General features: G+C 61.2%; 18 protein-coding genes, 1 tRNA gene and 1 pseudogene. 14 read left to right on the forward strand and 6 right to left on the reverse strand.

Features of this window, described 5'->3' with window-relative positions; all coding sequences use genetic code 11:
- Positions 1–99: 99 nt before the first annotated feature.
- Positions 100–609: a winged helix-turn-helix domain-containing protein gene (locus ACWHTU_RS00570; protein WP_447860986.1), complete on the forward strand. Its 510-nt coding sequence runs from the start codon at positions 100–102 to the stop codon at positions 607–609.
- A 309-nt stretch (positions 610–918) separates the two neighbouring features.
- Here ACWHTU_RS00570 and lpxC read toward each other — a convergent pair whose 3' ends face one another.
- The 6 genes from lpxC to rplI all read right to left on the reverse strand — a co-directional run bounded on the left by lpxC (position 919) and on the right by rplI (position 6,286).
- Positions 919–1,860 (reverse strand): UDP-3-O-acyl-N-acetylglucosamine deacetylase, encoded by a 942-nt coding sequence (gene lpxC / locus ACWHTU_RS00575; protein WP_447860987.1) that lies wholly within the window; start codon positions 1,858–1,860, stop codon positions 919–921.
- A gap of 136 nt (positions 1,861–1,996) precedes the next feature.
- Positions 1,997–2,710, reverse strand: coding sequence for a response regulator (locus ACWHTU_RS00580; protein ID WP_447860988.1), 714 nt, complete (start codon positions 2,708–2,710; stop codon positions 1,997–1,999).
- Positions 2,697–3,818 (reverse strand): histidine kinase, encoded by a 1,122-nt coding sequence (locus ACWHTU_RS00585; RefSeq protein ID WP_447860989.1) that lies wholly within the window; start codon positions 3,816–3,818, stop codon positions 2,697–2,699. Before ACWHTU_RS00585 ends, ACWHTU_RS00580 begins: the two co-directional genes overlap by 14 nt.
- A gap of 151 nt (positions 3,819–3,969) precedes the next feature.
- A complete protein-coding gene (gene nrdR / locus ACWHTU_RS00590) occupies positions 3,970–4,434 on the reverse strand; it encodes a transcriptional regulator NrdR (RefSeq protein WP_447860990.1) in 465 nt (154 codons plus the stop codon).
- A gap of 14 nt (positions 4,435–4,448) precedes the next feature.
- Positions 4,449–5,705 (reverse strand): serine hydroxymethyltransferase, encoded by a 1,257-nt coding sequence (locus tag ACWHTU_RS00595; RefSeq protein WP_447863286.1) that lies wholly within the window; start codon positions 5,703–5,705, stop codon positions 4,449–4,451.
- Between the two features lie 104 nt (positions 5,706–5,809).
- On the reverse strand, positions 5,810–6,286 hold the full coding sequence (gene rplI / locus ACWHTU_RS00600; RefSeq protein WP_447860991.1) for a 50S ribosomal protein L9: 477 nt from the start codon (positions 6,284–6,286) through the stop codon (positions 5,810–5,812).
- 155 nt (positions 6,287–6,441) lie between these two features.
- On the opposite strand from rplI, the gene ACWHTU_RS00605 reads away from it, so the two are divergent.
- The 13 genes and pseudogenes from ACWHTU_RS00605 to ACWHTU_RS00665 all read left to right on the forward strand — a co-directional run bounded on the left by ACWHTU_RS00605 (position 6,442) and on the right by ACWHTU_RS00665 (position 23,586).
- Positions 6,442–7,926 carry an AAA domain-containing protein gene (locus ACWHTU_RS00605; protein WP_447860992.1) on the forward strand — a complete coding sequence of 495 codons (1,485 nt, stop codon included), beginning with the start codon at positions 6,442–6,444 and terminating at the stop codon, positions 7,924–7,926.
- A gap of 44 nt (positions 7,927–7,970) precedes the next feature.
- Positions 7,971–8,057: transfer RNA gene (locus ACWHTU_RS00610), tRNA-Leu, on the forward strand.
- 594 nt (positions 8,058–8,651) lie between these two features.
- A pseudogene (locus tag ACWHTU_RS00615) lies at positions 8,652–9,599 on the forward strand (N-6 DNA methylase); the annotation flags it as partial.
- 251 nt (positions 9,600–9,850) lie between these two features.
- Positions 9,851–10,240: a hypothetical protein gene (locus tag ACWHTU_RS00620; RefSeq protein WP_447860993.1), complete on the forward strand. Its 390-nt coding sequence runs from the start codon at positions 9,851–9,853 to the stop codon at positions 10,238–10,240.
- Positions 10,241–10,401: 161 nt separating this feature from the next.
- Positions 10,402–13,158, forward strand: coding sequence for an ATP-dependent helicase (locus ACWHTU_RS00625; protein ID WP_447860994.1), 2,757 nt, complete (start codon positions 10,402–10,404; stop codon positions 13,156–13,158).
- A gap of 13 nt (positions 13,159–13,171) precedes the next feature.
- Complete coding sequence (locus ACWHTU_RS00630; RefSeq protein ID WP_447860995.1) at positions 13,172–14,302, forward strand: Druantia anti-phage system protein DruA; 1,131 nt, start codon at positions 13,172–13,174, stop codon at positions 14,300–14,302.
- Entirely contained in the window at positions 14,299–15,471 is a 1,173-nt protein-coding gene (locus tag ACWHTU_RS00635; protein ID WP_447860996.1) for a DNA double-strand break repair nuclease NurA, read from the forward strand. Before ACWHTU_RS00630 ends, ACWHTU_RS00635 begins: the two co-directional genes overlap by 4 nt.
- A 4-nt stretch (positions 15,472–15,475) precedes the next feature.
- Positions 15,476–17,254 (forward strand): ATP-binding protein, encoded by a 1,779-nt coding sequence (locus tag ACWHTU_RS00640; protein ID WP_447860997.1) that lies wholly within the window; start codon positions 15,476–15,478, stop codon positions 17,252–17,254.
- A gap of 13 nt (positions 17,255–17,267) precedes the next feature.
- The gene (locus ACWHTU_RS00645) at positions 17,268–19,301 is read left to right on the forward strand and encodes a site-specific DNA-methyltransferase (RefSeq protein WP_447860998.1); all 2,034 of its coding nucleotides are present in this window, start codon (positions 17,268–17,270) and stop codon (positions 19,299–19,301) included.
- Positions 19,271–19,795: a hypothetical protein gene (locus ACWHTU_RS00650; protein WP_447860999.1), complete on the forward strand. Its 525-nt coding sequence runs from the start codon at positions 19,271–19,273 to the stop codon at positions 19,793–19,795. The genes ACWHTU_RS00645 and ACWHTU_RS00650 overlap by 31 nt, the downstream gene beginning before the upstream one ends.
- Positions 19,792–20,064, forward strand: a complete 273-nt coding sequence (locus ACWHTU_RS00655) for a DUF4258 domain-containing protein (protein ID WP_447861000.1) — start codon at positions 19,792–19,794, stop codon at positions 20,062–20,064. Before ACWHTU_RS00650 ends, ACWHTU_RS00655 begins: the two co-directional genes overlap by 4 nt.
- The gene (locus tag ACWHTU_RS00660; RefSeq protein WP_447861001.1) at positions 20,061–20,258 is read left to right on the forward strand and encodes a DUF2283 domain-containing protein; all 198 of its coding nucleotides are present in this window, start codon (positions 20,061–20,063) and stop codon (positions 20,256–20,258) included. Before ACWHTU_RS00655 ends, ACWHTU_RS00660 begins: the two co-directional genes overlap by 4 nt.
- Positions 20,259–20,265: 7 nt before the next feature.
- Complete coding sequence (locus ACWHTU_RS00665; protein ID WP_447861002.1) at positions 20,266–23,586, forward strand: DEAD/DEAH box helicase family protein; 3,321 nt, start codon at positions 20,266–20,268, stop codon at positions 23,584–23,586.
- The last annotated feature ends 114 nt before the right edge of the window (positions 23,587–23,700 follow it).

Here is a 23,700-nt window from a genome sequence, read left to right on the forward strand (position 1 = left end):
AAATAATTGATGAGTATATTGAAAACTTATAGTATTTTTAGCTTGACAAACATACGAAGCAATGCTACAAAGCAAGCATGCTTTTGAGAGGTGCGGCTGGTGGAAGAATTGACAGACATTCTAGTGGGTTTGGAGCAGCGGATCAGTGCGTATCGCAACCGCCTCCAGGAATTGGAAAAAAAGCGCCGACGCCTCGATGAAGAAATTGCCACAATCCAAAAATATCTCGAGCTTGCCGAGACTCTCTACCGGGTTGAAGCCGACAAAGCAAAGCTCGCCAGTCTTTCCAGCCAAATCATCACCGATGAGAAGGGGGCCCGTCCGCTCCCAGTCACGGACGTTACAGATCAATCGCGGGAGATCCTACTCGGCCGTACCAAGTATGTCGGGAAGAGCGTACCTGAGGCCGCTTATCAGATTCTCCGCGAAGCTAATCGTGCGATGCACGCCAAGGAATTGTTACAACGGTTGGTCGAGGGTGGATTGCAAATTAAAGGGAAAACGCCGCTGACGTCAGTCGCGACCTCGTTGAAGCGCGATAAGCGGTTCAGAAAAGTGGGCCCCAACACATTTGAGGCGCTGGAAATCCCTCTGACTGAAGCCGTCTAAGCTGATGTCGCGGGGTCGTGTTTCTAATCGCGAAGGGAGGTGAGAGTCTTGGCGACGAAGAAGGCAGCGAAGAAGAAGAAGAAGTAACCCCGCCTCGGTTCAACGCCGGGGGCAAGGCCACTTGCCTCCGGCGTTCATTTCCCTCCCTGTCACCCATGCATTCCGAAGAGCAATGGGCAGTCAGGAAACTCAGCTCGCTTCCTCGATGGGAAAGGGCTGGGAAGGTGAAGCGTGGCTATTCGCCGTTTGCTGCTCCCTATCTTCTTCTTTATGGAGGGCAGACAAAAGGGACAGGCTCTGTTGCAGAACTTATTGAATGGGTGACGCGTGCACAGCCAGACCATAGGCCGGCCGGGTGACATTGGCGACAGGACGGGAAGCGGAGGCGTCGCTCTCGTGCAGGTTCAGGAGCACCCACTTGTCAGGCTGCCGAAGAATGTGTTCCACGAGTTTGGTGTGGAGGGCATGACCGGACCGTTCGGCGATCAAGTGGCCGATGAACGGCACGCCCAGCAAGGCGATGTCTCCGATCAAATCAAGCACCTTGTGCCGAACGAACTCATCCTGGTAGCGGAGCCCCGACGTGTTCAGGATTCCGTCGTGGGTTAAGACGATCGTGTTGTCGAGTGAACCGCCTTTTGCGAGGCCCCTCGACCATAGCGCTTCGACTTCATGCAGAAAGCCGAAGGTCCTGGCTCCGGCGATGTCCCGTTCGAACGCCAAGACGGAGTGGTCGTAACTATAACTTTGGGTCTGAATCAGCGGATGGCTGTACTGAATGGAGTACGTGATCCGCGGCGTCGCGCTAGGCTCGATTCTGATCCGCTTCGATCCGTCGACAACCTCGATTGGCTGGGTGATCTTAAGAAACGGCTGCGGGCGGTGCTGGGGGATAATCCCTGCTGCCCGGACCATTTGTACGAAAGGTCCGGCGCTGCCGTCCATCACCGGTACTTCTCCGGCATCCAGTTCAATATAGACGTTGTCGACTTCCAGGCCGGCCAGTGCGGCCAGGATGTGCTCGATAGTCTTGACCTCGGAACCCTGGCCGCTGATCGCGGTACAGAGTTCGGTGGAGGTTAGGTTTTCGACCGAAGCGCCGAGCGCAGTATAGGATGACCCGTTCGAAATAAGAAAAACGATTCCCGTATCTGGCGGTGCCGGGCGCAGAGTAAGCGTGACAGGCTGACCGGTGTGCAGGCCGACTCCTGAACAGGAAACTGTGTCCGCGATCGTGTGCTGAGAACGCATCAACAAACCTTAGCGAGACCGGGGATAGGCCTAGCAACGCACATGCCATCGTCTTCCACCCTCGCGAACACTGTAACACTATGAAATTATGTTGGAGATTCGTTCTAGAAGGAAAAACGGGCATGTTGCAAAAAACTCACACGTGTGGCTTTTTCACGGGGCTTGAGGACGTTCGAACCTCAGGCCGCGGTTCCAGTTCGATGAGGCCCTTCCGGATCGCCAGAATCGCCGCTTGCGTCCGGTCGTAGACTTGGAGCTTGTGAAAGATGTTCCGCACGTGATTCTTGACCGTTTTCTCGCTCAGGTCCAGGGTATTGGCGATTTCTTTATTGGTTTTCCCATCTGCGACCAGCCGCAGCACGGTGATCTCCCGTTCCGTTAAATCGTGTTCCACCCAGGACGGCTTTTTTCCCTTCTTCTGCGCCATCAAGGAGAATTCCGCGAGGATCTTGCTGGCGACCGACGGGTGAATCAGCGACTCGCCGCGATAGATAGCGCGGATCGCCGCCACGATCTGGGACGAATCGGAGTCTTTTAGGAGATAGCCGGTCGCACCCGCACGAACCAGGTCGAAGATGTACTGCTGTTCTTCATACATGGTTAACGCGACGATCCCGATGTGAGGAAACTCGCGCTTAATCTGTCTGGTAGCCTCCACGCCGCCCATCCGGGGCATGCTGACGTCCATCAGAATCACGTCAGGAAGCAAAGCCCGGGCTTTTTCGATCGCCTCGAGCCCGTCCTGAGCTTCCCCGACGACCTGAATGTCCTCCTTCGTCTTGAGGATGGCGGCAAGCCCTTCCCGCACCACGCGATGGTCGTCTGCGATCAACACCTTAATTTTTTCCATGCCGGCCCGCCTCCTTCTTGACGAGGGGGACGCGCACCATCACCTGTGTCCCCCGTCCTTTCTTCGAGTCGATTTGGGCTTCACCACCGACCAGCCGAGCCCGCTCCACAATGCCGCGGATGCCGAAATGGTCCCACTTCTCGGGATCGTGTGCCACGGCGTCCATGTCGAAACCGATCCCGTCGTCTACGATCGTCACGGTCAACAGGTCAAGCCCGATGTCGAGTCGAACCTGGACACGGCCAGCCTGGGCGTGCTTTTGCACGTTGCTCAAGGCTTCCTGCACAATCCGGAACAGAAAGATTTTGGTCCGCGGGAAAAGGAGATTTTCATCCCCGCTGAACGAGAACTCGGTTTTGATATGGTACTGCGTTTCGTACGACTTCAGGTAGTTCGTCAGCGCCGGAATCAGCTCCATCTTGTCGTAGTGCACTGGGCGCAGATTAAAGATCACCTGGCGGGCCTCCTGAATGGCGAGCTTGAGCTGGGCCTTGGTCTCGCGCAGCGTCGCCTGGCAGGCCTTGGGGTCCTTGCGCAGGAGTTCCTGGCATAGGTCGAGTTTGAAGTTCACGCCGGCTAGGCTCTGGACGAGGCCGTCATGAATTTCGCAGGCGATACGGGTACGCTCCTCCGTCACTGCCGACCCGGCCTCTTTCACATAGAGCCGGTAAAGGGCTTGATACTTCGCGAGGGTCTTTTCGATTTCGGCCGTCGCCCGGATCCGGGCCTCGATGAGCTGCCACATGAACTTAGCGCTGGCGCCGCCGATAACGGTCACCCCCATGCGGTGAAACTCCTGCAACGTCCGCTCGACCTCCGGATTGCCCGTGACGTCGATGATGAGATCGACCCGCTCCATATCGAGCAAGTCACGGTAATTGCGGGTAATCGGGATCCGCAACCGTTTGGCCAGGCTGAGGCCGGGGGCGCGGGGATCGATCTCGGCGACCCCCACGATTCGCACCAGCGGGTCCGTCGCGAGGATCTCCATCAACGCAGTGCCGCCGCGCCCGGCGCCGATGATGGCGACATGCGTCGCGCCGGGGGGGCGCCGTTTCGGAACCCGGATCGGTTTCGTCCGCGATCGTTTGGCAGGCACAGTTGGCATGTTGACGCGTCGGCAGCGCCGGTTGTCAACCGGGCGCCCCACTCCATCCCGCGCGCGGGCTATTGCCCCGCTAGAGCGGGATTCACTCCTGACGGCTACCAATGTCGTGAAAGTGGAGCAAGGGTGTGCCGGAACGAGATAGAGCGCCGGGCTACTTGTCTCGCCGCTGTTGGGCCAGCGCTTTCAGCTCGTCCATGAACTGGTCGATGTCCTTGAACTCCCGATACACCGACGCGAAACGGACGTAGGCGACCTGGTCGAGTTGATGCAGCTCCTTCATGACCTCTTCGCCGATGACCCGGCTCGGGATCTCGCTCTCGCCCATCTCTTGAATGCGTTTTTCGATCCGGTCTGTGACCGCTTCGATGGTCGCCGTGCTGATCGGACGCTTTTCGCAGGCCTTCTTCAAACCCGCCAAGATCTTTGATCGGTCGAACGGCTCCCGGCGCCCATCCTTCTTGACAACGAGGGGCAGGCTCTCCTCGACGCGCTCGTACGTGGTGTAGCGGCGTTTGCAGGAGAGACATTCGCGGCGGCGGCGGATGACCTCGCCTTCTTTCGCCATCCGCGAGTCGACGACCCTATCTTCGAGCTCGTCGCAGAACGGGCATTTCACAGCCGGCAACCTTCTTACACGGAGGACGATTCGTAGGCATAGAAGATAGGGAATCGGTCGCACAACGCCTTCGCCTGCGCGCGCACTTCGATCTGTACCTGCGCGTCGTGGGGGCGTTGCAGCACTCGGTCGATCAGAGAGACAATCTCACCCATCTCCCGTTCGCGCATCCCTCTGGTCGAGACGATCGGTGTCCCCAGCCGAATGCCGCTGGCCACCGCCGGCGGCTTTTCGTCGTAGGGGACAGCGTTCTTGTTGACGATAATGCCGGCCGCGTCCAGCGCGGTCTCGGCTTCTTTCCCGGTGAGGCCTTTGCTCGTCAGGTTGACCAACATGAGGTGCGTGTCCGTGCCCCCCGATACAATCCGGTAGCCCCGGTCCATCAGGCCCTGGGCCAGCGCACGTGCATTGGCCAACACTTGGCGCTGATACAGCTTGAAGCCGGGCGACAGCGCTTCTTTCAGAGCGACGGCCTTGGCGGCGATGACGTGCATCAGCGGTCCGCCTTGCAGTCCGGGGAACACGATTTTGTCCACGGCCTTGGCGTGCTCGGCCTTGCACATGATGATGCCGCCGCGCGGCCCCCGCAGGGTTTTGTGGGTCGTGGTCGTCACAAAATCGGCGTAGGGAACGGGGTTAGGATGCAATCCCGCTGCGATGAGGCCCGCGATATGTGCGATGTCCACCATCAGATAGGCCCCCACGGACCGCGCGATCTGCTGGAAGCGGGGAAAATCGAGCGTGCGGGCGTACGCGCTGGCCCCCACTACGATCATCCGTGGACGACATTCCTCGGCGATCCGCTGGACCGCGTCGTAATCGATGGTTTCCGTTTCACGGTCGACGCCATAGGAGAAAGCCCGGAAGAGGATGCCGGAAAAATTGACGCGGCTCCCGTGCGTCAGGTGGCCACCCTGCGCCAGGTCCATTCCCAGGATCGCATCGCCCGGCTTGAGCACGGCCAGGTAGGCGGCCATGTTAGCCTGCGAGCCGGAATGGGGCTGCACGTTGACGTGCTCTGCACCGAAGATCTGCTTCGCCCGCTGAATCGCCAGTTCCTCGACCGTGTCCACGTGCTGGCAGCCCCCGTAGTACCGCTTGCGGGGATAACCTTCGGCGTATTTGTTGGTCATGAGGCAGCCCTGGGCCGCCAGCACCGCCGGGCTGGCGAAATTTTCCGATGCGATCAACAGAAGCTTCTCGCGCTGGCGCTGTTCCTCCGCGCGGATAGCCTCATAGACATCGAGGTCCGTTACTTTGAGGGCGTCCATTGAGCCGACCGCGTCATTCATGTTGCGCCTCTGCTCCCTTCTTGGCTATCTCACTATCTCAGTGGTCCATGTGTCATGCGACACGTACCGGAAACATCCGTGGCTTACGCCTTCTCCTTCGTCGCAGTCTCCGGCTCCTGTTTTTTGACCACATGGACGGTCACGCTGGCGGTGATGTCGCGCGGCAGCTTGACGGGAACAGTGAACGTGCCGAGCTCCTTGATTGGCTGGGCTAATTGAATTTTCCGGCGGTCCACGGTGAAGCCTTGTTCAGCCAAACCCTCCGCGATGTCCTTCGCCGTCACGGACCCGAACATTTTGTCGTCTTTGCCTACTTGGGCCGTAATGGTGAGCGACACGGCGGAGATCTTTTTGGCGAGCGCCTCGAGCTCCAGGCGCTCTTTCTTTGCCTTCTCCGCCATCATGCGCTTGGCGTGTTCAAAGGCCTTGATGTTGCGGCTGTTTGCTTCGAGCGCCTTTCCACGCGGCAGGAGATAATTGCGAGCAAATCCGTCCGACACCTCGATCAGGTCGCCCAAATGGCCGATCCCTTCAAGCGTTTCCTGGAGAATCACTTTCATGACCCTAACTCCTTCTGTTAGAAAGAAAAAAGGATACTGACCGAACAGCAAAAAGTCAATTTGCGAATGGCGCGGATTCCTCATCATCGCCTACCTGGACAGGGCGTTCGATACCTCATTAAGATACGGCCCGGCAGGGAAGAGGGTGCGCCGGCATGAAGGTTCAGGAACTGCTCGACCACTTTGCCGCCAAGCTTGAAGCGGAGCGCGTGCGGGCTGCGACGAAAGGCTGGGACAGCCCGGTGGCCCTTACGAGCGGCCGGTTGTGCGCTACGGTGGGCAATCTCTTTGTGTACGAGTTCGAATCCGCCCAGACCATGGCGCTGGGTGAGGATTGGCCCGTCACAATTATCCCGCCCGATGAGGCCGAGCCGACGGAAGGGATCGTGGTCGGCTATCGCGGGAGCCGACTGTTGGTGCAGACGTTCGACGCCCTGGGCCAAGTCGTGGCGCCCGCGACATTAGTGCCCGACGCCTCGGGTTTTCTCCAGACCGCCGCTCGCCGCTTGGCTGACATGGCGGCCAAGACCGATACCTATACGCTCGGCGCAGCGGAACGATTGCTGCCATGGCTGGCGCCGGATCGGGTGGCGAATGGACAGACACCGCTCCCCACAACTTCTACCTCCGTGCTCACGACGATCTGGGCCGAAGACCTGACCGCCCGCCGACAGAAGCTCGCCACGCAAGCGGTCGAATTGGTCCGCTCGAACAAGCGCCTGCTCCTCGTCAGCCCGAGCCACGACGCCGCGGATCAGGTGTTCGGCCTGATCGCCAGGGTGATGAAGGGAGCCGGGCTGCCCTACAAAAGCCACCTGTGCCGGTATGAGTTGCCGCTCGAACGGGAGGTCGCCGGGATCGCACTGCAAGAACTGGGCTTCGAAGCCCAGATACACCAGTTCTATGCCAAGTCGAGGGCCGAGAAAGCGGCCCTGCGGAAAAAGTACGAACGCTTCCGGGAGCTGAGTCCGCTCCTGGCCTACAAGGCGCAGAAGCAACGCGATCTGGACGAGGTCAAGCTGTTGGAATGGCGGCTGCTCACGCAGCTCACCGAGGTGCAGGACAAGATCAAGGAAATCGACGCGACGGTCTCGGCGTACGAGTCGCTCCCGATCTGGAAACGACTGACCATGCAGGCCGTCGGGAAGAATCTCGAATCGCTCGCCGAATACCGGAGACTCTATGACCAGCAGGCGCAAGACCTCCGGCGCGAAATCGATGTGGCCAAGCGGCGGATTGAAGAACTGGCGCCGGAAGCGGCCGTGCCGAAAGAGCTCCGGCCGGAGTTCGAGGAACTGAAGGCGGAAGTCAAACGGCTTGGAGGCACCAAGAAAATCAGGGAACTGCTGGCGGCGGAAGAAGGCACCAATCGGCAGGCGTTTATCCAGAATCGCCGTCTCGTCGCCACGACCGCCGCGCGCGTCGTGTCGGATCCGCTCTTCGGTCGCGTGCGCTTCGACGTGTTGCTGGCCGATGAAGCGCCCTGGATTCCCGGCGCCTTCCTGCTGGCCGCCGCCGGACTGGTCCGCGAGCGCATCATCTTAAGCGGCGATACCCGCGACATCGTCACCGCCGGCTCTTGGAACCCGTCGGATGAGATGAGGCGTTGGGGACGGCAAGCGCAACCGGCGCCTGCTTGACGCCGCGTCGGCGAATTCGGGATAATTCGCTCCCCGATCTGCGTGCCGAAGTGGCGGAACTGGCAGACGCACTAGATTCAGGGTCTAGCGCCCGCAAGGGTGTCCGGGTTCAAATCCCGGCTTCGGCACCAAACAACGCTCGCGCGACCCGTGGGCTGCGTGTCGGTGTCTCGCACCAGGCGCCCACGGAGAAACGCCTCCACCGGCGCTCGTTTCCGTAGCAGCCAGGCCCTGCAGCGGGCCCTTGCCGAACAGTCCCCTCGTCCAGCCGTCAAGCTACTCGTCGGCATCGCAGGCACCGCTGCCCTCATGTCGGCTCCGCTCCGCTCTGACCCCGCGTGACTCGTTTGCCGGCATCCATCACCAGACGCTTCCGAAAGTGACCTCGGATGTCACAAGCTCGTGAGAGACTGGAGGTATCGCCCGGACCGCGGAGGCGCGGGCCAACGACACGCGCGGCACCCGGTCTCAATCGTCCGACGCTCCCCGGCACGGAGCATGAAACCCAGTGGTGGTGGCGGATGGGCCTTCCGCGCCGGGCCATGACCCAGAACGAAGAAATCCTGTAACTCCTCAAACAGGGTATCGAGTCAGGATGCGGTTTCCGGTAAACTGAACGCCCTCAATGATCGGGCGTTCCGCACACCGCAGCATTCAGCTGATGACCGGATGGAGAGGCTCGTGGGACGGGGGTGGTCACGGCCAGTTCGTTCTGCGTCGGCTATGTGAACCTCCGCGGCTGGGGTCAGGCGGCCGACCTGGTCTCAAATATCGATTTTCGACCAGATCCACCCTCACCCCGACCCTCTCCCAAAGGGAGAGGGAGTGAGACACAGTATCGGGGCGGTTACGACTTTTCGGGTTTGATCGAGCGAGCACGGGAGCTTCGCAAGAAGCAGACACCTGCCGAAGAGCTCCTCTGGGAACTCCTTCGCGACCGAAAGCTCTGCGATGCAAAGTTCTACCGGCAGCATCAAGTTGGCGACCACATCTGCGACTTCTATTGTCACGACGCCAGACTTGTCGTCGAGTGCGACGGCGGCCCCCACAGCGAGCAGCGCCGCGTCAAACACGATTTTAAGCGCGACGCCTATCTTCGCTCTCAGGGACTGAGAGTTCTCCGCTTGACGAATGCGAGGATTCTCAACGACACCGAAGCCGTTCTGAAGGAAATCGCCTCACACCTTTGCCCTTCTCCCTCTGGGAGAGGGGCCGGGGGTGAGGGTGGACAGGAAATGCGAGCCAGGTCTTTGGATGTTCTTGGACGGGCTTACGAGTATTTCCTGTCCATGTTCGCGAGCGCCGAGGGCAAGAAGGGCGGTGAGTACTACACCCTGCGCTGCGTGGTCAAGCTCCTCATCGCGATGCTTGAACCCTACCACGGCCGCGTCCGCGATCCCTGTTGCGGCTCTGCCGGCATGTTCGTTCAGTCTGTCGAGTTCATCCGCGCGCATGGCAGCGGCAATGGCAATGGCGGTAGAGCGCGCGCCGACATCTCCATCTATGGCCAGGAGTCGAACTACACGACCTGGCGGCTGGCCAAGATGAACCTCGCCATCCGCGGCATTGACGGCCAGATTGCGCACGGCGACACCTTCCACAACGACCGCCACCCCGACCTCAAGGCCGACTTCATCCTGGCCAATCCGCCGTTCAACGTGAGCGACGGGGGCCTGCCTGCGCCGAGCGTAGCACGGCAGCCAGGCGGCGAGCACTGGGATTCGGTGGCCGGAGCGATCCCGGTGCGCTATCCGGTCGAGCCGGATGGCCGCAAGAGTCTGCGGCTCGATCGGCTCACATGGCTGGGCAATGAGGCGGGCGATGCGACCATCGAATTGGGGGTATAGGGCCGGTCAAGCAGATCGACGGCCGGACCGAGCGCGTCTCGGCTGAAGCGTGGGAGCGGCTGAAGCGGCAGCCGGTGGTGCCGGCGGATCGTTGGCCCAAGCAGCTCGTCGTGGGGATCGTGCCGTGGGACGGGTTGGCGGCGGATCGGGAGCGCTGGGAGCGCCAGCTGGGGCATGCGGTGGTCGAGGCGGTGGCGCGGCGGAACGGGCGGGTGGTGCCGCTGACGCCGAGTCTACGGGAAGCGCTAGAACGCGAGCGGGCGCCAATACAGCCGGTGCGGCGGCTCTCGTCGGAGAGGGGCGATCCCGCGTGGCTTGTGGGCGTTGATGTGCTGCTGGTGGAAAGCGGGGACGTGCTGGACAGCATGAGTTGGGACGTGCCGGAGGCGGCGAGGGATGGTGCGCTGGAAGCGGTGATTGGCCGGGTGGCCCAGCTGTTGGCGGCGGGCGGGGTCAGCGACAGCTGATTCCGCTTGAGGACGGAACGGATCAGAACATGACTCAGGTCGCTGGTAAGAGCTGGCATTTATGCGGTGGCATCTGATTTGCGCAATCGTTTGATTGCTCACGGATCAGTAAGTATCTTGCCCGGCGTACTGACAAGCCTCTAGGAAGCTTGCGTCGTCATATGAATTTCACTCCTGCGCAGCTTCAAGCCATCGGCCACCACGCGGGAAACTTACAGCTCATCGCCTGTGCGGGATCAGGAAAGACCGAGGTTGTCGCCCGTCGGGTGGCAGCGCTGCTCAAAAACGGACTCAAGCCCGCCAACATCGTGGCCTTCACGTTCACAGACAAGGCCGCAGCAGAACTCAAAGAACGCATCTTCAATCGGTGCCGTGAGGAGCTTGGCAGCGTGAACGGTATGGCGGAGATGTACATCGGCACTATCCATGCCTTCTGCCTGGATTTGCTCAAAGCCGAAGTCCCGAAGTATCTCAAGTACGACGTATTGAACGAGGTGCAGCAGTCACTGTTTATCGACCGGCACAGCAATAAGAGCGGCTTTACGACTTCCACCGATCTCACTGGGCGCAAGCTCGAGCGATACAAAGACACCCCTCACTATCTCGCCGCCATGAGCATCCTTCGCGAGGCTGACATAGACGAGAAGGCCCTCGCTGGCTGTTCTGTCGTCACTGGTCTGAGCTCCTACCGCGACCTGCTGAATGAATCGCGGTATTTCGACTACTCCGCCATCATGGAAACAGCCGTGGATGTGCTGACCAATGAGCCCGAAATCCGCAAACGGCTGGCTGCGCGGATCAAGCACATCATCGTGGATGAGTATCAGGATGTGAACCCTATTCAGGAAGCCATGGTCTGGTCACTCCATGAACTTGGGGCTCAGGTCTGTGTTGTCGGTGATGACGACCAAACCATCTACCAATGGCGCGGCAGTGATGTGCAGAACATTCTGACTTTTCAGAGACGCTACACAAAGGTGACGCAGCTCCGGCTGGAGGACAATTTCCGCTCAAGTCAGGGCATCGTTGAAACTGCCAGGCCGTTTATTGAGCAGAACTCCGAACGGTTGCCCAAGAAGATGCGGCCCACCGATGCCCAGACCTATGAGCCGGGCGACATCGTCGCGCTCTCCTTCAACACACCCGATCAAGAAGCCACGTACATTGCCCAGACCATCCAGGCGCTTCGCGGTGTCGCGATCAAGGAGCCCACAAAAGAAGATCCGAACCACATGCGAGGGATCTCGTGGTCGGATATCGCGATTCTCCTTCGTAGTGTCCGCGCCAACGCCGAACCCATTACCCACGCCCTTGACCAGGCCCAAATTCCTTACCTCGTTGTCGGCATGAACAACCTCTTCGGCACCACCGAGGCAGAAGCTGCAAGGCAATTGTTCTATTTCATGGTAAGCCGGCCTGGCGTTGACGCCGCCGGGCTCGAGCGCACCTGGCTTAACGCCGGCTTAGGCCTCACCACCGCCGATGTCCGGCGTGCCATCGCCACAGCGGCAAGTTCACGTGCGCAGTTCGACAACCCAACTGAGCGTTTTGGTTTCTACTCTATTCAGCGCACCTTCCAAACGTTCCTGGAGGAGGCTGGTGTTCGTGAGGAGAAAGTCCCCTACGGCCGGGGCGAGATTGTGTTTTACAACCTCGGTAAGTTCAGTCAGCTGATCTCCGACTTTGAGACGATCCATTACCACTCCGAGCCCAAGGAAAAGTACAAATCGTTCGCTAACTTCCTCGAATTTCAGGCGGAAGATGCCTACCCAGAAGGGTGGCAGGACAACCAATACGCGAACCCCGATGCAGTCCGCATCATGACGGTTCACCAGGCCAAGGGCATGCAGTGGCCGGTGGTGTTTGTTCCGGCACTCCTGAAGAATCGCTTTCCCTCCAAGAAGCAAGGCGGTCGCAACGCCTGGCATCTCATTCCTAGGGCTGCCGTCAAAGGTCAGCCTCGCTATGAAGGTACCATCGAGGATGAGCGCCGCCTCTTCTACGTCGCCATGACGAGGAGCCAGAAGTTCCTCCATCTGACGTACGCACCAATTCCGGGCAATCAGCTCTTCCAAACCAAGTCGGTGTTCTGGGATGACGTGCTAGTTTCGAAGTTCGTCAAACGCCGTTCCCAGGACTACTCTCAACGCCATCGCCTACCGCCCACGCCACGCAAAGGCGTCTCGAACGTTGTCTTTTCCTTCTCTGACCTGAAATACTTCTTTGAGTGTCCCTATCAGTTCAAGTTGCGCATTCTCTATGGCTTCAATGCGCCGATTCACGAGGCCCTCGGGTACGGTCGCTCGCTGCACAACGCGCTCGCCGAGGTTCACGCCTGTGCCACCAGAGGCGACCACGTGTCCGAAGGCGAGGCCCGTGATCTCGTGAAGACTCACTTGCACACCCCCTATGCGTATCCGGCTCTCAAGGAAAAGCTCGAAGCGGCTGCCGAAAAAGTGTTGCGTGACTATGTCCACGACAATAAGGCCCTGTTTGACAAGATCGAATTCTCAGAGAAGCAGATCGAGATCAACCTCGGCGACGGCGTCACCGTGAACGGGCGGGTCGACCTGGTGCGTCGGATTGACACCGGCGAGACGACAATCGTAGACCTCAAGTCCACCGACCGCGCCCAGCCCGAAGAGGTCACCGAAACACAGCTCCACATCTATGCACTGGGGTATGAGGAATTGACAGGGCGCCGCGCTGACTACGTGGAGATTTATGAGCTGGACGAACGGAAGCGGAAGCCCCGTTCGGTGGATGACGATTTCATCGAGGATGTGAAGAGGAAGGTGCGTGACGCGGCACGCGCGCTTCACCAGAGCCACATGCCCGCTGCGCCCACGCCTGCCAAATGCCGCAAATGTGACTACCTAGGCCTGTGTACCGCAGGGCAGGGGGAGTGTAACCGGTAAGCGGATGGACCTGATGCAGGATCGGCAGAAGCTGCGCCAGCGCATCCTTCGCGCTCTGAGAGAGCAGGGTTTTGGGATGCAAGACGGGCGTCTTGTCGTGCCTGATGGACAGGATAAGGCCTTTCTTCGAACACTCCATGCTAAGGCTGTGCTCCATACGATGGAGCGGTCACGTGAAGGCCTTGAACGGCATGAGGCACGGCTCTTGTCGTTCATCGCATCAGGGTACGAAGTCAATCCCGAAGCCATTCAACCCCGGCTTGTCCAAGTCCTGCCGGATTCGGAAGAGGAACGGCTCTTCCGGTACTGCCGCCTTCACTGGACAGTCCCAGTCTCGTCAGGATATGGCCGCCGGTTGCGGTTTCTCGTGTTTGACGATTCAAACGGGAAACTCATTGGTCTGTTCGGTCTCGGAGACCCCGTCTTTGCCTTGGGACCAAGGGACCGCTGGATTGGTTGGTCGCACGAGGCGAAGCGACGCCGTCTGCAACATGTCATGGACCTCTTCATCCTAGGTGCCGTGCCGCCCTATTCGCAGCTCCTGTGCGGCAAGCTCATCGCCCTCCTCGCCACAAGTTGGGAGGTGCAGCAGGCGTTCCGGCGGAAATATGGAGGGCAGCGATCGTATATTCGTCGGCAGCGTTTGGATGGACGCCTGGCTCTTCTCACGACCACGTCGGCGCTCGGACGGTCGTCCCTCTACAACCGGTTGGTGTATCGAGGAACCCCTGTGTTCTCATCGGTTGGCTTCACGCAGGGATTTGGGGAATTTCACTTCATCAACGGCCTCTATCATGACCTGCAGCGATTGGCGCTTGCCCACTGCGAGGCCACAGCGAAGCACAAGCGGTGGGGTGAAGGATTCCGAAACCGGCGCGAACTGCTCCGCAAGGCGCTCCCGCTTCTTGGGTTGTCCCGCGAACTGGTCTATCATGGCGTGCAGAGAGAGATTTTCCTTGCTCCACTGGCCAGCAACACGCGAGAATTTTTAATTAATGAGCATCAGCGGCTCTATGCCTACCGCCGCAGGGCATCGGAGCTCTTCGCCTGGTTTCGAGAGCGGTGGTTGCTACCGCGAGCGATGCGCGACGACAGTTACCGCAGCTTCGAGCCGGAGAGCTACCGATTGTGGAATCGCAGATGAGCGCCGGCACGAACGAGCAAACCCCGTTCTCAGACCTGCCGGCGGCGCTGGTCGAGGAGGTGCTCGGGCAGACTAAGGCGGTCGCCGACAGCCTGCTCGCGTCGTTCCAGAAGATCCGCGCAGACCGCGGTGCGCTGCGCGAGCAGCTGCTCAAGTCCGGGCGGGTGATCTCCGAATCCTCGCTCGGCTACCCGCCGCTGCCCACCACCTGCGCCGCCGACGGCTCGTACGCCATCGAACGACTGCTGACCACGGATCTCGCTGCCGCCGCCGCGGTGGCGGTCGAGGGGCTGACGCCGCCGTCTGAGAAACGGCATTGGGACCTGCCGCGACATAAGACGTTCATTGCCGCCGAGCCGCACCAGGAGGACACGGCAACCGTGCTGCGTGCCGTGATGCTCGGCGAAGAGCTTCGCTTGGCCACGAACGCGCCGCACGACGTAGTGATGCTCGACGGCACCCTGACCCTGCCGGTCATCTACTTCAACCAGGCGCTGAACAAGGCACCAGAGGCGAAGGATTTGCGCTGCTCGCAGGAGTTCCTCGGACACTGCGCCGAGTATCTGCGCGCTTATCTCACGCTCTTGCGCTCGGAGCGGTCGGACAAGCAACATGTTGCCTTGCCCAAGTACTCGACCCGGCGGGAGATCGGCACGGCACTGGGCTGGCCGTCCGGCCACGACGACCGGGGCATGCTCACGCTGCTGCTCAACCCGGGTGAACTGACCAAGCCGATGCCCCTCGAGCATCCGCGCGACGCGCAGGGCAACATCACCTGGCATCTGAACACGGGCAGCCTGCCGGCCGAGATCAGACGAGAGGCAAACCCCCTCGCCGACGAGATCGTCTCGGCCCTCGGTAGCGTGCACGTCTTCTACTACAAGCCGCAGGAGTGGCTGCCGGCGCTCCGTGTCGAGGCCGCAGCCAGCATCACCGACAACACCCACCGGCTGGCCACCGTCGTCCAGGGCCTGAAGCACCAGAGTGCTACGCCGTCTATGCTTGAGCCATACCCGATCTACCTCGCCGACCGCACGGTCAAGGCGCTGGCGCGGGCGATCCCGGCGTTCCGACAAGTCACAACCCAACAGATCTCTGAGAAGTACGGTGGGGATATCGGCGAAGTGTTCTTTGCGATGCATGGCTACCGGAGCGAGGCAGGGAGGTAGGAGCATGGCCGCAGCCGACAAGGATCTGGAGAAAATCATCAACGAAACGGAGCGGCTCGGCGTCGTCGGGTCGCCGTCGTCTACCGCCCAGCTCGCGCTCGACATCCTCGGCTCCGCGGTCATGCGAAAGCTGGTGGGTGAGCTGGCGCTGTTCCGCTTTTCCCAGGACACCAACCCCCACTACGCGCTCGGGCAGATCACCGAGGTGCAACTGCGCAACATCTGGCACGAGGATCCGACGATGCGCAGCCTGATCCGCCAGCGGGGGCGGGTGGATGCGGTCAGCGAGCGCCAGGACACGCATCTCGGGCAGATGGTGATCAGCGCGGTCTTCAGGAAAGGCGGTCCCGCGGGCTACGAGCCCAGCATCCTGGGGACGGTCCCTGCGACCGGAACCCCGATCCATCTGGTCACCGACGAAGTGCTCGACGAACTGCTGCGCCCGTACCGCGACCAGATTTTCTACCTTGGCCATGTCTACGGATCGAAGCCACGGTTACCACTCTGGTTCAAGCACTTCGACAGCGGGCCGGACGGCGCCGGCGAGGCGTACCACCTCGGCATCTTCGGCAAGACCGGCTCAGGCAAGTCGGTGCTCGCGAAGATGATTCTGCTCGCTTACGCGAGGTACCCGAAGATGGCGCTGCTCGTGATCGACCCGCAGGGCGAGTTCGCGCGGGACATGAAGAAGGGGGGCACGAGCGGCGAATTTGCGCTGCCCGTAGGTGATGTCGCTCGCAAGCTCGGGAAGCAGCCCGTTACCCTCACCATTCGCAATCTCGTGCTCGACCGCTGGGAACTCTTCGAGCAGATCCTGTTCGAGTCGCAGTTCTTCGAGCGGCTGACCGTGCCCAAGGGGGAGAACCGCGAACTCGCCTGCGGGATTCTCTCGGACAAGCTGCAGAAAGGCAAGATCAAGCTCGCCGAGCTGCATCAACGTAAGTCCTTCGACGCCGCCTGGAAACTGCTGCAGGATGACAAGGTCCAAAAGGTTTTCTACCGGACCGAGGCATCGCGCGCCCGCTTCGACACCGCGCTGCATGAAGCCGATCCCGAAGAGTTTTTCAACGACTACTGGGGGCCGGTGGCGGAGCTGTTTCGCGAGGACCGGCAGGGGGCGAAGAGCATCAACAAAGCGCTCGCTTGGCTCTTGTCGCTGACCAACGACGACGGCTCCGCCCGTGACAACCGGCCGATCCTGGTGATCGATCTTTCCAAAGAACAGGCGAAAGGCTTGTTCTGGAACGACAAAATTCAGTCACTCGTCATCAAGCGGCTGCTCGACGGACTTGCCCAGACCGCCGAGTACTTCTACAAGGAAGGTCAGAGCCTCAATGCGCTCGTCGTGATAGACGAGGCACATCGTCTGGCTCCCCGAGAGCTGACGAGCGATGATGACGCGGCAAAAGGCGTGCGGTCGGTCCTGATCGACGCTGCCCGGACGACGCGCAAGTACGGCCTCGGGTGGCTGTTCATCAGCCAGACGCTGTCAAGCTTGCACCCCGAGATCCTCCAGCAGCTCCGCATCTTTTTCTTCGGGTTCGGGCTGGCGCTCGGGCAGGAGTTTCAGTCCCTGAAGCAGCTCGTCGGCTCGTCCGGCACGGCGCTCGATCTCTACCAGCTCTTCCGCGACCCGCACTCGGCGTTCGACGCCAAGAGCCGGCAGTACTCGTTCATGACCATCGGACCAGTCAGCCCGCTTTCTTTCTCGGGGAGCCCCCTGTTCCTGAACGCCTTCAACACCGTCGAGGCGTTTCTCGACGCGAACGATTTGAGTAGCTGAGAGGGATCGGTACATGGCACGGAAAAAGAGCAACGGTCCGAAAGTCGAGAAGAAGGTCACCCGCTACACCTACGACGAGATCAAGGAGCCGCGCACGCCCGAGACCGGGCACACGCCGCTGCTGCCAGCCGACGAGCAGGTCGTGACGCTGCCGATGGACAACGGCTGGAGCAAGGCCGTCGTCGTTGGCAAGCTGCCCGACGGTGACGAGCGGCCGGTGGTCGTGGACATGGACCCAGCGGCCGATCCGGTGCTCTTCTGGGCGGGAAAGCGTAACAAGCGCGAGGTGCCGGTGCTGCCGCTCCAGCGGAACGAGATCGTCTCCGAGTCGCGCATCGCGCAGATCATCGAGCGGGCGCGGAAGGTCGCCGAGGAGAAGTCGGGCGCGGCGCGGCAGGGGCACCTCTTCGCCGACCTCGAGAAGCAGCTTCGCGAGAGCGACCGAACCAAGCGCGTCGAGTTCTACACGCACGAGGAGGGCTGGAAGAACAAGCTCATCTGCGGCGATTCGCTGCACGTGATGGCGTCGCTCCTCCACTACGAGAACCTGCGCGGCAAGGTGCAGATGATCTACATCGACCCGCCGTACGGCATCAAGTACGACTCGAACTTCCAGCAGCGTGTGGATTCGACGAAAAACGATCCCGACGACCAGGCCGACGACGTGCTCACCATCAAGGCGTTTCGCGACACGTGGGCACTCGGGATTCACTCGTACCTGTCGTATCTGCAGGAGCGGCTGTACCTGTGCCGGGAGCTGCTGGCGGAGACGGGAAGCCTCTTTGTCCAGATCAACCAAGAGAATCTGCATCTTGTGAAGGCGCTTCTGGCAGAGGTTTTTGGGGCAAAGAACGAACTCGCTGTAATCGCTTTCCGCAAAACGTCTGGGTTCTCCAGCACTCTACTTTCAGTAGTCTGTGATTACCTCGTGTGGTTTGCGAAGGACGTTCAAACCGTCAAGTATCGGCGGATTTACCAAGCAAAGGCAGTTAGTGATGAAGGTTCGGCATACGTGTTTGTCGAGTTGCCGGATGGGTTTCGAAGGCGTTTGACGATCGAAGAGATCGAAAACATTGAAAAACTTCCCGAGGGCTGGCGCATCTACCGGCTCAGCGACCTAAGCGCGCAGGGTGAAGCGAAGGAGCCGCAACCTTTTCAGTTTGAAGGTGTCACCTACTACCCATCGCCAAATAGCCATTGGAAGACGCGCGTTGAGGGACTGGCACGTTTGGCAGAAAAGCGTCGCATCGAGGCTACGGGTAAGCGGCTGTCGTACGTTCGCTATGCTGATGATTTTCCGGTATCCCCGATTTCGAACATCTGGGATGACACTGTGATCAGTGGGTTCGCCGACCCTAAAGTCTATGCCGTCCAGACATCTCCCAAGGCGATCCAGCGCTGTATACATATGACGACTGATCCAGGTGACTTGGTCTTCGATCCAACGTGCGGAGGGGGCACGACCGCATGGTGTGCGGAAACGACTGGGCGCCGCTGGATCACCTGCGACACCTCGCGCGTCGCCATCAACGTCGCTCGCCAGCGGCTGCTTTCCGCGACCTTCGAGCACTACAAGACCCGCAACGGCAAGGTCTCCGGCAACTTCATTTACAAGACCGTCAACCGCGTGACGCTGAAGAGCCTCGCCTACGACCTCGAGCCCGAGAAGGTCGAGCTCGTGGACCGGCCCGAGGTGGACAAGGACGCGATCCGCGTCTGCGGTCCCTTCGAGGTGATGTCGCTTGGCCGCTACTCGGTCGAGGACTGGAAAGGTTATGTCGTCCGCGAGCCGGGGATTGGCGAGCCGGCGAAGCTCGAGAACTACATCGAAGTGATCAGCCGCCTCTACCGCAAGGACGCGGCGATCCAGGGCGCGAGCGGGCTCGTGCACGCGGTGGCGGAGAACGAGAAAGAGAAAATCGCGATCTCGGTCGGCCCGCTCTCGGGGCGCGTCACCGCCAAGAGATCAACGACGCCGTCCAGGACGCGCTCGCCTCAGGCATCCTCGAGGTGCATGTGCTCGGCTGGGCCTTTGAGGCGAACGTAGGCGAGGTGAAGTCGGCGCTCGAAAAACGCGGCAAAGTGAAGGTGGAACTCATTATGATCCGCCCGGACACGCTCGCCGAGGGTCTGAAGGCGACACAGCCAGAGATGCTCTTCTCGCCGCTCGCGCTGCCGGACATCGAGATCAAGACCGAGAAGAACGGCAAGGAGAAGCAGGTGCGCGTGACCCTCAAGGGGGTCGCGCTGTTCGATCGCAAGCACCGGCGCACGGAGTACAAGCACGCCGGTTCGGGCTACGTCTCGGCCTGGTACCTCGACGAGGACTACGACGGCGACTGCTTCGTGGACTGCCAGATGTTTTTCGACTTCCGGAAGAAGCCCGCGCTCTCGAAACTGGGGGTCGAGGTGCCGGACGACGAGTTCACGTTGAAGCTCACGTCCGATCCGTTCCCGGTTCGCGGCTACAAGCGCATCGCGGTCAAGGTCGTGGACGTGTACGGCAACGAGTCGGTCGTCGTGCGGGATCTGGCAACATGACCGGAAAGCGCGTGGTCATGAGTGCGCATGCACGCTGGCGCGCGCAACGGCGCGGTGTCGAAGAAGCCACCGTTATCGAGATCGCCACGGTGCCCGAGCAGGTCATGGCCGTGCGACCCGGACGGGAGATCCGCCAGGCGCGCCGCGGCGATCCGAAGTCAGGCCGGGAGTACGTGGTCCGGGTGGTCGTGGACACGGGCGCCGAAACGGATACCGTCGTCACAGTCTACCGCTCAAGTAAACTGGATAAGTACTGGAGGACGTCATGAAGGTGACCTATGACGCTGAAACCGATACCTTGACCATCGTTTTTCGCGACGTGCCCATCGCGGAAAGCGACGAGGACAAGCCGGGTGTCATCCTCGACTATGACGCAGCGGGCAACCTCGTCTCGATCGAGGTCCTGGACGCCTCCAAGCGCGTTGAGGAGCCGCGGTCGGTGACGGTAGCGACGACTGGATAGGCAGCGCATGGCCTACGTCGTTGACCGGGTCGTCATCTGCGACGCCTTCCGTGAGCCAGACGCGCACTACGAGCTGCTGCCCGGCGGCCGCTCGAGGCGCGTCGCGGGGCGCCGGCCCTCGATGCGCTTACGCGCGTCGGCCAAGGATGTCAAGGGCGGCATCGCCGGCGTGGTCGGCAAAGAGGCTGGGCTCTTCGACGACCTGTCCGCCTCAGCCGCCGAGAAGAACGAGTTCGTCAACCAGCTCCGCGACAAGGTGCGCGCCTGGCGTGAGGACGGCTGGCCGGGCACGGCGGTCGTCACGCGGCGGCTGCTGGAGTGGTGGTTCGAGCGCGATGAAGAGCGCAAGGCGGTCGGCAAGCGTTTCTTCTTCTGCCAGCAGGAGGCGGTCGAGACGGTCATCTACCTGTACGAGGTGAAAAACCGCTACAAGATGCCGGGAACGAATGACCTCTTGCGCTACGCGCTCAAGCTTGCCACCGGCACCGGCAAGACCGTGGTGATGGCGCTCCTCGTCACCTGGGCGACGCTGCACAAGCGCAAGGTGAGCGGCTCCTCGCTCTCAGCGAACTTCCTCGTGCTGGTGCCGAACCTCACCGTGCGCGACCGCGTGAGCGGCATGCCGCGCGGCGACGGGCTCGACCCGGCCGGCGAGCATAATCTCTACGATGCCTTCGAGATGGTACCGCCCGAGTACCGAGAGGAGTTCCATCCGAACGTGCTGGTGCGCAACTGGCAAGGGATCCTCCTTGAGAACAAACGCGAGGACTGGATCGGCGAGGGCGAGGTGCCGCTCGAAGAGGGGCGCTTCATCCCGCAGGCGGTGCTGCGCGCGATGCAGCGGCGCGCCCGGCAGGACCCGAACGCGCCGATCCGGCGGCTGCTCGGTGGCTGGCGCGACCTCGTGGTGATTAACGACGAGGCACACCACGTCTATGGCGAGAAGCGGACGAAGAAGGGCGAGGATCCCGAGTACATCAAGTGGAGCAAGATTCTCGAGTGCATCAGCAAGGCCGCGCGTGTGAGCTTGGTGATCGATCTCTCGGCGACGCCGTGGTACGGCTCCGGGTCCCCGAAGCCCGAGGGGACGCTTTTCGAGTGGTTGGTCTCGGACTTCTCGGTCTACGACGCCTTCGAGTCGGGGTTGGTCAAAGTCGTGCGCCTGCCCGACCCGGACGAGCACGGGAAGGTGTACCTCGACCTCTGGGACCTGGTGAAGGGGGCGAAGACCAAAGAGGAGTACTTGCGCGCCTGCAAGGGCGCGATCGCAAGCATCTATTCATCATGGAAAAAGGACTATGACGAGTGGGCGGGTACACTGGAGTTCGCGCGAGGGCCGGCGCCGGTGCTGCTGTGTGTGGCCGACAGCGCCCAGCGGGCGGCATGGCTCTTCGAGCACCTGACGCGCGAGTACGAGCTGCTGCGCAACCCCGACGACGAGGACCGATCGCGCTGGGTCACGATCCAGGTGGACTCCAAGGTCTTCGACGCCGACAAGGGCAATGAAGCAGTGCTACGCGACATGGTCAACACCGTCGGCGTGAAGGGAAAGGCCGGCGAGCACGTGCGCTGCATCGTCAGCGTGAACATGCTCTCCGAGGGCTGGGACGTGAAGAGCGTGACGCACATTCTTGGCCTGCGCGCTTTCGACTCGCCGCTCTTGACGGAACAGATTATTGGCCGAGGTCTACGTCGTACGAACTACGACGTCTTGAACCAACCGCTTGAGGAGCGGCCGGAAGGCAGCGAGGAGACGGTGGACGCCTTCGGGATCCCGTTCGTCGGTTTCCCGGTCGAGAAGCGCAAACGGCCGAAGGCCGGCGAGTGGGGGCACAAGCCCGTCTGGATCGAGCCGGACCCCAAGAAGGAGAGGTATCGAATCACCGTGCCGAACGTGCGCTCGTGGGCGGTCGGCGTAACGGAGTCGCTCGCGGACCTGATTCGGGTAGAGGACCTGCCGCAGATCCGGATCAACCCGAAGGAGACGCCGCCAGACGTGCGCGTGCGACCGGTCGTCGGCGGTGCGCCCGAGGCGGTGATGACCTTGGAGGAGGTCCGCAGAGAATGGCCGGTGCTTCGCACTGCGTTCCTCACAGCCGAGGAGCTGTACCACGAAACGAATCCGGACTCGGCGGGCGATCTCGGCGTCGGTCCCACCTTCGACGAGCTCCTCGAGGTCTCGCGTCGCTACCTTGAGTCGCGGGTGGTGCCGCTGGAGGCCGGTGGTTTGAGGAGCGACGTGCGCGATGTGGCGATCTACTACTGGCGGCGGCAGGCGATTGACGCGCTTGACACGGCCATCCGTGGTGCATGCGCAGCTGGCGTCGAAGCGGTGCCCATTCTCGGCAACCCCGAGTGGCTCGACTCGACGAACCTGCGGCGTTTCCAGTGGACCGGCATCGTCGCCGAGGGCAAGCGCTGCCACACCAACAGAGTGCCCTGCCACACGGAGCTGGAGAAGCGCTTCGCCGACTTCCTCGATACCGCCAAAGATGTCGTACGCTACTCCAAGAACGAGCGGATGGGGTTTTCGGTCACGTACTACGAGAGCAACCGGCCGCGCCAGTACTATCCCGACTTCATCGTAGCCGTTCGCGAGGCGGACGGGCGGGAGGTGATGTGGCTCGTCGAGACGAAAGGCGAGGTGCGGCCGAACACGGCGCTCAAGAGCGAAGCGGCGCGGCTGTGGTGTGAGAAGATGAGCGCCACCAGGTACGGGCAGTGGCGGTACCTGTTCGTCCAGCAGCGGAAACTTGAAACGGCGCTGGCCGCTGGCGCCCGGTCATTGGCGGACCTTGCCGATGCCCTTGTTCGGGCTCGCCCCGAGCCGCAGCTCCGCCTGATCTCCCTCGACGACGAGCGGGTGAAGCGAGAGGCGTTCAAAACGCTGCTTCCCCTCTACTCACTCAAGGCAGCAGCTGGATACTTCGGAAACGGCGAAGCAGTCGAGCCGGAGGGCTGGATCGAAGTCGATGGAATCGGGCGGCTGGACGAGCGGATGTTCGTGTGCCGGGCGGTCGGCCAGTCGATGGAACCGATTATTCGGGATGGGGACTATCTCGTCTTCCGGGCGAAGCCTGCCGGCACGCGGCAGGGAAAGATCGTCCTCGCGCAGTATCGTGGGCCTGCAGATCCCGAGACTGGCGGCTCGTTTACGGTGAAGCGTTACTCCTCGGAGAAGAAATCCGATGAGGAGGGGGGCTGGCGGCACACGAAGGTCACGCTATCGCCGACCAACCCCGAGTATGCGCCGATTACGTTGTCGGGCCGAGATGCAGGGTCAGTGGAAGTCGTGGCCGAGTTCGTGACCGTGCTTCGGCCCGTGTGAGTGCGCTGACTCCGGAAAGGTCGTGTGCGGTGGCCAAAGCCCCTTGGCAAGTCAACAGGAACCTAGGAACAGCCGAGGGAAGATCTTGCGTTCAGCCGACAACGAAACAAGCGT

Source organism: Nitrospira calida (assembly GCF_976986435.1).

Bases quoted from the DNA above. Each gene is read 5' to 3' on its own strand.
- ACWHTU_RS00640 (WP_447860997.1), top strand. From the start codon at position 15,476: ATGGCCGCAGCCGACAAGGATCTGGAGAAAATCATCAACGAAACGGAG.
- ACWHTU_RS00665 (WP_447861002.1), top strand. From the start codon at position 20,266: ATGGCCTACGTCGTTGACCGGGTCGTCATCTGCGACGCCTTCCGTGAG.
- ACWHTU_RS00655 (WP_447861000.1), top strand. From the start codon at position 19,792: ATGACCGGAAAGCGCGTGGTCATGAGTGCGCATGCACGCTGGCGCGCG.
- ACWHTU_RS00605 (WP_447860992.1), top strand. From the start codon at position 6,442: ATGAAGGTTCAGGAACTGCTCGACCACTTTGCCGCCAAGCTTGAAGCG.
- ACWHTU_RS00580 (WP_447860988.1), bottom strand. From the start codon at position 2,710: ATGGAAAAAATTAAGGTGTTGATCGCAGACGACCATCGCGTGGTGCGG.
- ACWHTU_RS00625 (WP_447860994.1), top strand. From the start codon at position 10,402: ATGAATTTCACTCCTGCGCAGCTTCAAGCCATCGGCCACCACGCGGGA.
- ACWHTU_RS00630 (WP_447860995.1), top strand. From the start codon at position 13,172: ATGCAGGATCGGCAGAAGCTGCGCCAGCGCATCCTTCGCGCTCTGAGA.
- lpxC (WP_447860987.1), bottom strand. From the start codon at position 1,860: ATGCGTTCTCAGCACACGATCGCGGACACAGTTTCCTGTTCAGGAGTC.
- ACWHTU_RS00585 (WP_447860989.1), bottom strand. From the start codon at position 3,818: ATGCCAACTGTGCCTGCCAAACGATCGCGGACGAAACCGATCCGGGTT.
- ACWHTU_RS00660 (WP_447861001.1), top strand. From the start codon at position 20,061: ATGAAGGTGACCTATGACGCTGAAACCGATACCTTGACCATCGTTTTT.
- ACWHTU_RS00595 (WP_447863286.1), bottom strand. From the start codon at position 5,705: ATGGACGCCCTCAAAGTAACGGACCTCGATGTCTATGAGGCTATCCGC.
- rplI (WP_447860991.1), bottom strand. From the start codon at position 6,286: ATGAAAGTGATTCTCCAGGAAACGCTTGAAGGGATCGGCCATTTGGGC.
- ACWHTU_RS00645 (WP_447860998.1), top strand. From the start codon at position 17,268: ATGGCACGGAAAAAGAGCAACGGTCCGAAAGTCGAGAAGAAGGTCACC.
- ACWHTU_RS00635 (WP_447860996.1), top strand. From the start codon at position 14,299: ATGAGCGCCGGCACGAACGAGCAAACCCCGTTCTCAGACCTGCCGGCG.